The sequence below is a fragment of the Pseudomonas sp. NY15437 genome (assembly GCF_048068435.1).
Classification (GTDB): domain Bacteria; phylum Pseudomonadota; class Gammaproteobacteria; order Pseudomonadales; family Pseudomonadaceae; genus Pseudomonas; species Pseudomonas nitroreducens_B.
In genome coordinates, this window is the sequence record NZ_JBLUQC010000011.1 from 38616 (window position 1) to 50064 (window position 11449).

Below are 11449 nucleotides of genomic sequence, written 5' to 3' on the forward strand. Positions count from 1 at the left end.
ATGAGGTCCACGCTAATGGCCCGGGAGACAGATGGCAAGCATTTGGAAAAATTTGGTAGGAAAAGTCGATATTCCCATTTGGGTGATAGGAAATTGTCGAAATACTTCGTTTTCAGCAATTATTCCTGAAGCTTATCGCTGTGCTTAACTGATTCTGCGTCCACGTGCCGCAGCGGAGCGTGGTTACTCCGTGCGATCATGGCGCACCCGCCTCAGGCGGGGACCTTCCATCCCCAAGGACATTTCGTGATCCGTCGTACACGACAAGGCGTAGGCACCTGGCTGGCGTTGTTCGCCATGCTGATGATCTATGTCGGCCCGCTGGTCTCCCAGTCGCTGCCGATGGATCACGCCATGCCCATGGATCACCCCATGCCAATGGAGCATGGCGCCGCCATGCAGCACGGCAAGGCCATGTCCCACGACATGGCCGGCATGGACGAGATGGCCTGCTCCGACGGCCAGCGCGCCGGTGGGCACCATGCCGCCCCGGTTTCCCACGGTGAGCAGCCGCTTACTGCCGATGCCTTCATGGAGAAGTGCGGCTACTGCAGCCTGCTGATCCACAGCCCGCCGCTGACACCGCCGCCGGTGGTGCTCGCCCACGGTCTGCCCGGCATTGGCGCGCCGCTCGCCCAGCTCGTCTCGTCGCGTATTCCCGCTTCGCCGGTCTTCCCCGGCGCCCGTTCCCGCGCCCCCCCGTTCCTGATCGGCTGACCTGCAATCCCGACTCCCCGCCCCCGGCGCGCCTGCCTGCAATGGCTCGTGCGCCGTGCGAGTACGTGTGGAGCGGGCGTCATCATCGATCATGGAATTCATGGAATGTCCCGCATGCCCATGCGCCGTCGGCAACCTGCCGTCGGCCTGCGCGCCCTGTGCGCGCTGACCGCCCTTGGCGGTTTTACTGCCGTTCCCGTGCTGGCCGACGACGATCACTCGGCGCACCTCAGCGATGCCGCGGTAACCGAGCTGTCGCCCAGCATCATCACCGCCGTGGCGCAGAGTTCGCCGCTGACCGTGGTCACCGACCCGAAGCAGCCGCGCCAGCCGATCCCCGCCAGCGATGGCGCCGACTACCTCAAGACCATCCCGGGCTTTTCCGCCATTCGCAACGGCGGCACCAACGGTGACCCGGTGTTGCGCGGCATGTTCGGCTCGCGCCTGAACATCCTCACCAACGGCAGCACCATGCTTGGCGCCTGCCCGGCGCGGATGGACGCGCCCACCTCCTATATCTCCCCGGAAACCTACGACAAGCTCACCGTGGTCAAAGGCCCGGAGACGGTGATCTGGGGCCCCGGCGCCTCGGCCGGGACCATCCGCTTCGACCGCGAACCGGAGCGCTTCGGCGAACTGGGCATGCGCGTCAACGGCAGCCTCACCGCCGGCTCCAATGGCCGCTTCGACCGCGTGCTGGACGCCGCCGCCGGTGGTCCCGAGGGCTACCTGCGCTTCACCGGCAACCGGTCGCAGTCCGACGACTATGAGGACGGCGGCGGCAATACCGTGCCCTCGCGCTGGAACAAGTGGAACGGCGACGTGGCCGTGGGCTGGACGCCGGACGCCGACACCCTGGTCGAACTCACCGCCGGCAAGGGCGATGGCGAGGCGCGCTACGCCGGGCGCGGCATGGACGGCTCGCAGTTCAAGCGCGAAAGCCTCGGCCTGCGCTTCGAGAAGTCCCACATCGGCGAGGTGCTCGACAAGCTGGAGGCGCAGGTCTACTACAACTACGCCGACCACGTGATGGACAACTACAGCCTACGCACGCCCTCGGGCACCGGCATGATGGCCGGCCCCATGGCCTCCAACGTCGACCGCCGCACCCTCGGTGGACGCCTGGCCGCGACTTGGCGCTGGGACGACTTCAAGCTGATCACCGGGGTCGACGCGCAGACCAACGAACACCGCGAACGCAGCGGCATGGGCATCGGCACCTACGACGAAGTGCCCTGGGACAAGGATGCCGTGTTCCACAACTACGGCGCGTTCGGCGAGCTGACCTGGTACGCCGCCGACCGCGACCGGGTGATCAGCGGCGCCCGCCTGGACCGCGCCTCGGTCAAGGACTACCGGCAGAGCAGTGGCTCGGGAATGATGGCGATGCCCAACCCCACCGCCAACGATACCCGCGCCGACACCCTGCCCAGCGGCTTCGCCCGCTACGAGCACGACCTGGCCGACACGCCAACCACCCTCTATGTCGGCCTCGGCCACGTGCAGCGCTTCCCCGACTACTGGGAGCTGTTCTCCCCGGACAAGGGCCCGAGCGGCTCGGTCAACGCCTTCGACAGCATCAAGCCGGAGAAGACCACCCAGCTGGACTTCGGCGCGCAGTACGAAGACGAGAAGCTCAAGGCCTGGGCCTCGGGTTACGTCGGTGTGATCCGCGACTACATCCTGTTCGACTACCTGCCCGGCGGCATGATGGGCCGTACCTCCCAGGCGCGGAACGTCGACGCCCGCATCCTGGGTGGCGAACTGGGCGCGGCCTACGCGCTGACCAGCAACTGGACCGCCGACGGCACCCTGGCCTACGCCTGGGGCAAGAACACCACCGACGGGACTGCGCTGCCGCAGATGCCGCCGCTGGAAGCGCGTTTCGGCCTGACCTACGTGGAAGGCGACTGGAGCGCCGGCGGACTCTGGCGCGTGGTCGCGCACCAGGGGCGGATCGCCGAGAACCAGGGCAACGTGGTCGGTTACGACTTCGACGAAAGCCCCGGCTTCGCGGTGTTCTCGCTCAACGGCGCGTACAAGCTGAGCAAGCACCTCAAAGTCAGCACCGGCGTCGACAACCTGTTCGACAAGGACTACGCCGAGCACCTGAACCTGGCGGGCAACGCCGGCTTCGGCTACCCGGCCAACGACCCCGAATCGATCCATGAGCCGGGACGTACGTTCTGGACCAAAGTGGACTTCGCGTTCTAAGCGCAGGGTCTGATGGTGCTTCGCCGTGGCCGCGACGGAGCCGAGTTTTGCGCAGGACAAGGCGCGAGGAGAGTGGTTTGGTCATTCCAAATGAACGACGAGTAACGCAGCGCTGCGCAATGTTCGGCCCGTCCCTTCGGGTTGCGCGTCAAATCACGCCATGCGTTGTTACGGGACTTGAAAAGGGAATGACCATTTCCTGCGCCCCGTGCCTAGCCTGGCGTGATTTGACGCGGCAACGCGGCTCACGTCGAAGCACCATCAGACCCTGATACCGGCCCCCGCCGGACGGGGGCCTCCTTGCGTGAGGAGATCAACGAATGCAGAAGAAGACATTCGATTTCTACAACCTGGCCTGGCGCTGGCACTTCTATGCCGGGCTGTTCGTCGCGCCGTTCATGATCCTGCTGTCGATCACCGGGATCATCTACCTGTTCAAGCCGCAGCTCGACCCGCTGATGTACCGCGACCTGCTGCAGGTGACACCGGGCGAGGTGCGGCTGTCCGCCGACGAGCAACTGATGCACCTGCACCACCAGAACCCGCAATTGCAGGTCAGCCAGTACCTGCCGGCGTCGGCCGCCGACCGCAGTGCGCAATTCGTGGCGCAGCTGGAGGGGCGCGAGGTGAACGCCTTCGTCGATCCCTACAGCGGCAAGCTGCTCGGCGTGCAGGACGGCAAGTCCAACCTGCAGGCCATGGCCCGCGCGCTGCACGGCGAGCTGATGATCGGCACCGTCGGTGACCGGCTGATCGAGCTGGCCGCCGGCTGGGGTATCGTCCTGGTGGTGTCCGGCCTGTACCTGTGGTGGCCGCGCCAGCGTTCGCTGCGCGTGCTGCTGTGGCCGGACCTATCGCGCCGGGGCCGCGCGCTGTGGCGCGAGGTGCACGTGGTGGTCGGCTTCTGGGGCTCGTTGCTGATGCTCTTCATGCTGCTCACCGGCATGACCTGGACCGGCTTCTGGGGCAAGACCTTCGCCGACGTGTGGAACCGCTTCCCGGCGCCCATGTGGAACGAGGTGCCCAAGTCCGACCTGGAAGCACGCACGCTCAACCAGGCCCACCGCCAGACCATCCCCTGGGCCATGGAAAACACGCCGATGCCGATGTCCGGTGGTGCCCACGCCGAGCACATGGCCCATGGTTCGGGCGGCATGGCGATGCCGCAGATCAGCCTGCAGCAGGTGGTCGATACCGCCGACCGGGCCGGCGTGACGCAGGGCTATGCCATCGCCCTGCCCAAGGGCGAGCAGGGTGTGTTCACCGTTTCGGTGTTCGCCGACGACTCGCGCAACGACGCCACCCTGCACATCGACCAGTACACCGGCAAGGTGCTCGCCGACGTGCGCTGGAAGGACTACGGGCTGGTGGCCAAGGGCGTTGAGTCCGGCGTGATGCTGCACGAAGGGAAGATGTTCGGCCTGTTCAACCAACTGCTGATGCTCGCCGTCTGCCTGATGATCCTGCTCAGCGCGGTCAGTGGCCTGTGGATCTGGTGGAAGCGCCGCCCGCAGGGGCGGCTGGGCGTGCCGCCGATGCCCCATGCGCTGCCGGTGTGGAAGGGTGGGGTGGCGATCATGGTCATCCTCGGCATCGCCTTCCCGCTGGTGGGCGCGTCGCTGTTGCTGGTATGGGCGCTCGACTGGGCGGTGCTGTCGCGGATCAAGCCGCGCCGCCCGGCCCTGGGCTGATGCCTGTGGTGTTTCAACCTGACGCCTGCCGCGAGGCAGGCTATGCTGCGGCGCGATCGTTGCGCCCGCGGCCCGATGGATTCCCGCCATCCCGGCGGACCCGATCACAAGCCAACTGGAGTCTCGAACATGCGTAAATCCCTGCTCGCTTTCGCTGTGCTGCTGGGCTTTTCCGGCGCCGCCATGGCCCACGAATACGAGGCCGGCAACCTGCACATCGACCACCCATGGTCGCTGTTGCTGCCGGCCAACTCGGAGAACGGCGCCGCCTACTTCATCGTGCAGAACCACGGCAAGGAAGCTGACCGCCTGCTCGGCGCCGACACCGAGCGCGCTGCCAGCGCCGAGGTGCACCAGCACGTGGAGAAGGACGGCATGATGAAGATGCGGAAGGTCGAGGGCGTGGATATCCCCGCCGGCGGCAAGATCGTCTTCGCGCCCGGCCAGTACCACCTGATGCTGTTCGGGCTGAAGAAGCCGCTGGCCGATGGCGAGCGCTTCCCGCTGACCCTGCACTTCCAGAAGGCCGGCGATGTGAAGGTCGAGGTCGCGGTGCAGAAAGACGCACCGCTCTCTAAAGGAACAGAGGGGGGCACCGACATGGGCCACGACATGCACGGCATGAACCACAACTGATGAGCGACCGGCTCCTGCGCCCGCTGGTGTGGGCGCAAGACGGCGAGTGGCTGCTGGGGTTCGACGGCAGCTACTCCAGCGACTCGATGCTGCGCATCGAGAGCGCCGCCGATGGCTTCATCCTGCGCGAGGAACGCCTGGCAGAGACGCAGACCAAGCGCTATCCCTTCGCCGACCTCGAGGACGATGTGACGGCGGCGGACTGGACCGCCGTGGTTGTCGACGAGGAGGGCGAGCGCTTGGGGTTCGCCATCGCCCACTATGAAATCTGGAATCGCCGCGCGGTGCTGGACGACCTCTTCGTCCTCGCCGACGCACGCGGCCAGGGCGTCGGCGTGCAACTGCTGGAAGGCTGCCTGGCGTGGGCGCGCGGCACCGAGGCGCGCCACCTGTGGCTGGAAACCCAGAACCTCAACGTGCCGGCGGTGGGCTTCTACCGCTCCCGTGGTTTTGCCTTGAGCGGGCTGTCCACCGACCTCTACGACCCGGCGCAGGTGCTGCCCGGGGAGATGGCGCTGTATTTCAGCTACCCGCTGGCCTGAGGGCCGTTTACACGCTGCTGCGCGTCGGCCGTAGGGCGTTGGATAGCACCCTCGGATGCCCATTTACAGCGCGTAAATACCGCTCTTCGGGCACTCTCCGCCTACTACGGCTCTAGCTCACGAGCGTGTAAGCGGGCCCTGAGGGCCAGGCGCGCCGCGAGGATGAGCGCGAAGCCGATGCCGTAGGCCAGCACGTCCAGCCAGTCGGGCGTCGCGCCGAGCACGATGCGCAGCGCGCGGTTGCCGATCTGCCAGTGAAAGATTGAGGCGAGGTACTGGCCGAACTCGATGATCAATCCACAGCCCAGCGCCGCAGCGGCCAGCCAGTGGGCAGGAGTATCGATAGCTGCGCGCAGCAGGCAGTACAGCCAGATCACCGCCAGCACGTCGCCGCCGAAGCCGCGCAGCCAGCCAAGGTTCGCCCCGGCCGTGGCCAGAGAGATGAGCACGGCGAACCAGAGCAGCGCGAAGAGCGCACCGCGCCCATCGAAACGGATCCGCATCAGGGCTTGAACGCGCCGATGAAGATTGCCGGATCGACGCGGGTGTCGTTGAGGCTGACGTTCCAGTGCATGTGCGGCCCGGTCGCGCGGCCGGTGGCGCCGACCCGGCCGACCACGTCGCCGCGGGCGAGCTGATCGCCGAGTTTCACGTCGATCTTCGACATGTGGCAGAACATGCTGATGAAACCCTGGCCGTGATCGACGAACACGGTGTTGCCATTGAAGAAGTAGTTGCCGATCAGGATCACCTTGCCGGCGGCCGGCGTCTTGATCGGGGTGCCGGCGGGCACGGCGAAGTCCAGCCCGGAGTGCGGGTTGCGCTCTTCGCCGTTGAAGAAGCGGCGCAGGCCGAAGGGGCTGGAGAGCGGGCCGTTGACCGGCTTGTCCAGCACCAGGTTGCTCGGCGTGCCAGGGCTGAAGCTGCGGTAGGCGGCGGTCTGCTCGGCCAGTTCGCGGTTGATGCGCTTGAGGTCTTCGGGCAGCGGGTTTACCTGGCGGGTGTTCGAAAGTCGGATGCGCTGCTCTTTATAGTGCTTGCTGCCCACGCTGAAGCCGAGGTTGCGGCCGGCGCCGGCCTGCTTCACGACGATCTGCTGGCTGCCGGCCTTGGCGGTCAGCGGGATGCCGACGATGGCGATCCAGTCGCGGCCCTCCTCGCGCACCACCAGCACCGGTTTGCCCTGGAAGGTGGCGGTGGGGACGGCGGCATCCTGGCCCAATTGCACCACGGCGACACCGCCGGGCACCGGCTTGTTCAGCGTGCGGCTGATGAAGCCTTCGGCGTGGGCGGAGAGGGTGACAAGGGAGGCGAGGAGCAGGCAACAGAATCGGAACATGGCGCTATCCGTGGACTTGGCGGCGGACGAAGCGGGCAGTCTACACGGGCCTTTCGACTGGGCGGGGCGATTTCGTCGAAAGCGGAACGGCTTGGCGAGCTGCTATTGCTCTTCTTAGGAGCGAGCTCCCGGCGCGCTTTCGTCGGAGCAATGGTCTTCTTCTGGGGAGTCCGTGCCGATGCATCCCCCTCACCCCAGCCCTCTCCCTCAGGGAGAGGGAGCAGTCCGAGCCGATTGACGCCAAGGTTTCATCCTGCGCCGAACGGTCCCCTCTCCCCTTGGGAGAGGGGCTAGGGCCAAGCCGAGCGCAGATATATCCCGTAGGAGCGGACCTTGTCCGCGAAATCCATCCGGCGCGCCCGGAACGACCCGGCGTGGATCCACCCTTTTCGCGGACAAGGTCCGCTCCTACAGGCAGTCCTGCCCGCGGGCATTCCGCCAGCGTAGGAGCGGACTCCGTCCGCGATGGGCCCGCATCACGCAAGGACGGTCCCGGACGGCGCCCGTTGCAAGCTACCGACGCAGCCCTTCGAGCTGCTGGCGCCACAGCTGTTCCAGCCCCAGCACCTGCGCCGGCCCATAGATGGCGTGCGGCTTGCCCAGGTGCGCGGCCCACAGCTGGTCGCCGTAGTCGTAGTGCCACCACTCGCTGGAAAGGTTGCTGAAGCCCGCCGCCAGCATGGCGTTGAACAGCATCCGGCGGTTGTCCCGTACGCGCCGCTGGGCGCCGTCGGGCTGGGCGATCTCTTCGTAATGGCGGGTGTAGGAGCGCGGCGTCGCCTCGTCGAACAGGCTGCCCATGTCCAGCCAGCGGCCCTGGCTGTCGCACAGGGTCAGGTCGATGGCGCCGCCGGTCAGGTGCGGGCTGGGGGATTCGGCGCGGGTGCTGGGCGGTGCGACGAACTCGCGGGTGCGTCGGGTCAGCTCGCGCGGATCGGCGTCCGGCTCGTGCTGGCGGAGGATGTCGTAGAGCGTGTCATACAGGTGCTGCTGTACCGTGAACGGTCGCCAGGCATCGAGGATCACCAGGCGGATGCCATCGGGCAGCAGGCTGGCGGCATGCAGCAGGCGCTCGAAGACGTCCGTGCGGGCGTAGCATTCCGGCTGCGCGTTCGGCACGCCCAGGCGGTGATAGGCCGGCCATACCGCAAAGGCGGTGGCGATGCCCAGGGCCTGCAACGGCTGGTCGCACTCGACGATGGGCACGCGGAAGGCCTCGGCCCAGTCGGGATCGGGTTGCGGCAGGATCGGCGCGAGCAGGTCGGTCATCGGCGGTCAGTCCAGCAGGGAAAGGGTGACGGGCGCCTGGTGGTTGTCCTCCACGCGCACCTCCAGCTCGCCATCGCCCAGCCGGGCCTTGAGGCGCTGGCCGTTGCGGGTTTGCGCGGCGCTGCGGATGGCCTGGCCCTTGTCGTCGAGCAGGATGCTGTAGCCACGGCCGAGGGTCGCCAGCGGGCTGACGATGTGCAGGGTCTGCATCAGGCCGTCCAGGCGCTGGCGCTGTTCGCGCAGGATCGCGTGGGTGGCGCGGGGCAGGCGGGTGCTGAGGTTCTCCAGGCGCTGGCGCAGCAGGGCCAGGTTGCGGCCGGGGTGTTGCGCGGCGAGGCGGGTATCGAGCCGCGCCACGCGTTCCTGGCGGATGTGCAGCTGGCGCTCGAAGGCCCGGCGCAGGCGCATGTCCAGGTCGTCCAGGCGCTGGGACTGCTGGCGCAGGCGTTCGCCGGGGTGGCGCAGACGCCGGGCGCAGCCTTCCAGGCGCAGGCGCTCGCGGGTCAGGCGGTCCTGGATGCGCAGGATCAGCCGGCGACGCAGGCCGTCCAGGCGTTGCTGCAGGTCGCCGCTGTGGGGCGCCAGCAGCTCGGCGGCGGCCGAGGGCGTGGGCGCGCGCACGTCGGCGACGAAGTCGCTGATGGAAACGTCCGTCTCATGGCCCACGGCGCTGACGATGGGCGTCACGCAGGCGGCGATGGCGCGTGCCACCGGTTCCTCGTTGAAGCACCAGAGGTCTTCCAGCGAGCCGCCACCGCGGGCCAGGATCAGCGCGTCGAAGCCCTGGGCGTCGGCCAGCTTGAGCGCGCGGACGATCTGCCCGATGGCCTCGCGGCCTTGCACGGCAGTGGGGATCAGGGTCAGTTCGACCTGCGGCGCGCGGCGGCGGAACACGCTGATGATGTCGCGGATCACCGCGCCGGTGGGGGAGCTGACGATGCCGATGCGCCGGGGGTGGGCGGGCAGCTCGCGCTTGCGCTCGGCGGCGAACAGGCCTTCGGCGGCGAGCTTTTCCTTCAGGGCCTCGAACGCCAGGCGCAGCGCACCGTCACCGGCCGGTTCGACGGCATCGGCGATCAATTGATAGTCGCCACGCCCCTCGAACAGCGAAACCTTGCCGCGCACCCGCACGGCGAGGCCGTCGCGCAGGGCCTGGCGCACGCGCAGGGCGTTCTGCCGGAACAGCGCGCAGCGCACCTGGGCGTTGCTGTCCTTCAAGGTGAAATACAGATGCCCGGATGCGGGGCGGGCGAGGTTGGAGATCTCGCCCTCGACCCAGACCTGCGGGAATACGTCCTCCAGCAGGTGGCGGGCGCGCTGGTTGAGCTGGCTGACGGTCAGAACCTCGCGATCGAGGCCCAGCCGTTGGAAGGGATCTTTCTGCATGGCGAAGGATGATAAGCGGGCCTGCGGACCGGGGCCAGCACACAAGGTTAACGAAGGTGTCGTTCAGATCGTCCGGTTACGTTGAGCCGCGCCCCCGAGCTGAGATATAATGCCGCGCTTCCATTTTTCCCGATCGGGAGCCCCCGCCATGCTGCGCATCAGCCAAGAAGCCCTCACTTTCGACGACGTCCTCCTGATTCCGGGTTATTCGGAAGTTCTACCCAAGGACGTGAGCCTGAAGACCCGCCTGACCCGAGGCATCGAGCTGAACATTCCGCTGGTGTCCGCCGCGATGGACACCGTCACCGAATCCCGCCTGGCGATCGCCATGGCGCAGGAAGGCGGCATCGGCATCATCCACAAGAACATGAGCATCGAGCAGCAGGCTGCCGAGGTTCGCAAGGTCAAGAAGCACGAGACCGCCATCGTTCGCGACCCGGTCACCGTGACCCCGTCGACCAAGATCATCGAGCTGCTGCAGATCGCCCGCGAGTACGGTTTCTCCGGCTTCCCGGTGGTGGAAGAGGGCGAGCTGGTCGGCATCGTCACCGGCCGCGACCTGCGCGTGAAGCCGAACGTCGGCGACAGCGTCTCCGCGATCATGACCCCCAAGGACAAGCTGGTCACCGCCCGCGAAGGCACCGCCCTGGAAGAGATCAAGGCCGCTCTGTACGAGAACCGCATCGAGAAGATGCTGATCGTCGACGAGAAGTTCCGCCTGACTGGCCTCGTGACCTTCCGTGACATCGAGAAGGCCAAGACCTACCCGCTGGCTTCCAAGGACGACGAAGGCCGCCTGCGCGTCGGCGCAGCCGTCGGCACCGGCGCCGACACCGGCGAGCGTGTGGCAGCCCTGGTCGCCGCTGGCGTTGACGTCGTGGTCGTCGATACCGCACACGGCCACTCCAAGGGCGTGATCGACCGCGTGCGCTGGGTGAAGGAAACCTTCCCGCAGGTACAGGTCATCGGTGGCAACATCGCCACCGGCGAGGCCGCCAAGGCACTGGCTGACGCCGGCGCCGACGCCGTGAAGGTCGGCATCGGCCCGGGCTCCATCTGCACCACCCGTATCGTCGCGGGTGTCGGCGTGCCGCAGATCTCCGCCATCGCCAACGTCGCTGCTGCCCTGGAGGGCACCGGCGTTCCGCTGATCGCCGACGGCGGCATCCGCTTCTCCGGCGACCTGGCCAAGGCCATGGTGGCTGGCGCCTACTGCGTGATGATGGGTTCGATGTTCGCCGGTACCGAAGAAGCGCCGGGCGAGATCGAGCTGTTCCAGGGCCGTTCCTACAAGTCCTACCGTGGCATGGGCTCCCTGGGCGCCATGGCCGGTTCCACCGGTTCCTCCGACCGCTACTTCCAGGACGCCTCCGCCGGCGCCGAGAAGCTGGTACCCGAAGGCATCGAAGGCCGCGTGCCCTATAAAGGCCAACTGACCGCCATCGTCCACCAGCTGATGGGTGGCCTGCGTGCCGCCATGGGCTACACCGGCAGCGCCGACATCCAGGACATGCGCACCAAGCCGCAGTTCGTGCGCATCACTGGCGCCGGCATGGCCGAATCCCACGTCCACGATGTGCAGATCACCAAGGAAGCGCCGAACTACCGCGTAGGTTGAGGGCTTCAAGGTAAATGAGTCGGACACGGGGCTGGTT

The 11449-nt window shown here is 67.2% G+C and carries 10 protein-coding genes; 6 read left to right on the forward strand and 4 right to left on the reverse strand.

From position 1 onward, the window contains the following. Nucleotides 1-246 precede the first annotated feature (246 nt). The 5 genes from ACNFIA_RS22485 (at nt 247) to ACNFIA_RS22505 (ending at nt 5800) form a co-directional block, all read left to right on the forward strand. On the forward strand, nt 247-717 hold the full coding sequence (locus ACNFIA_RS22485) for a DUF2946 domain-containing protein (protein WP_416788781.1): 471 nt from the start codon (nt 247-249) through the stop codon (nt 715-717). A gap of 105 nt (nt 718-822) precedes the next feature. Continuing rightward, nucleotides 823-2931 (forward strand): TonB-dependent copper receptor, encoded by a 2109-nt coding sequence (locus ACNFIA_RS22490; RefSeq protein ID WP_416788784.1) that lies wholly within the window; start codon nt 823-825, stop codon nt 2929-2931. A 320-nt stretch (nt 2932-3251) separates the two neighbouring features. Then, on the forward strand, nt 3252-4622 hold the full coding sequence (locus ACNFIA_RS22495) for a PepSY-associated TM helix domain-containing protein (protein ID WP_416788787.1): 1371 nt from the start codon (nt 3252-3254) through the stop codon (nt 4620-4622). A 129-nt stretch (nt 4623-4751) separates the two neighbouring features. Beyond that, the gene (locus ACNFIA_RS22500; RefSeq protein ID WP_416788790.1) at nt 4752-5258 is read left to right on the forward strand and encodes a copper chaperone PCu(A)C; all 507 of its coding nucleotides are present in this window, start codon (nt 4752-4754) and stop codon (nt 5256-5258) included. After that, the gene (locus tag ACNFIA_RS22505) at nt 5258-5800 is read left to right on the forward strand and encodes a GNAT family N-acetyltransferase (RefSeq protein WP_416788793.1); all 543 of its coding nucleotides are present in this window, start codon (nt 5258-5260) and stop codon (nt 5798-5800) included. Before ACNFIA_RS22500 ends, ACNFIA_RS22505 begins: the two co-directional genes overlap by 1 nt. A gap of 104 nt (nt 5801-5904) precedes the next feature. Here ACNFIA_RS22505 and ACNFIA_RS22510 read toward each other — a convergent pair whose 3' ends face one another. The 4 genes from ACNFIA_RS22510 to xseA form a co-directional block, all read right to left on the reverse strand. Continuing rightward, nucleotides 5905-6303, reverse strand: coding sequence for a DUF2809 domain-containing protein (locus tag ACNFIA_RS22510; RefSeq protein WP_416788796.1), 399 nt, complete (start codon nt 6301-6303; stop codon nt 5905-5907). After that, nucleotides 6303-7139, reverse strand: coding sequence for a peptidoglycan DD-metalloendopeptidase family protein (locus ACNFIA_RS22515; RefSeq protein ID WP_416788800.1), 837 nt, complete (start codon nt 7137-7139; stop codon nt 6303-6305). The genes ACNFIA_RS22510 and ACNFIA_RS22515 overlap by 1 nt, the downstream gene beginning before the upstream one ends. Before the next feature lie 513 nt (nt 7140-7652). Continuing rightward, the gene (locus tag ACNFIA_RS22520) at nt 7653-8408 is read right to left on the reverse strand and encodes a M15 family metallopeptidase (RefSeq protein ID WP_416788803.1); all 756 of its coding nucleotides are present in this window, start codon (nt 8406-8408) and stop codon (nt 7653-7655) included. A 6-nt stretch (nt 8409-8414) separates the two neighbouring features. Next, nucleotides 8415-9794, reverse strand: coding sequence for an exodeoxyribonuclease VII large subunit (xseA, locus tag ACNFIA_RS22525; RefSeq protein WP_416788806.1), 1380 nt, complete (start codon nt 9792-9794; stop codon nt 8415-8417). Between the two features lie 148 nt (nt 9795-9942). Between xseA and guaB the strand changes: the two genes are divergently transcribed. Continuing rightward, complete coding sequence (gene guaB / locus ACNFIA_RS22530) at nt 9943-11412, forward strand: IMP dehydrogenase (protein ID WP_259756898.1); 1470 nt, start codon at nt 9943-9945, stop codon at nt 11410-11412. The last annotated feature ends 37 nt before the right edge of the window (nt 11413-11449 follow it).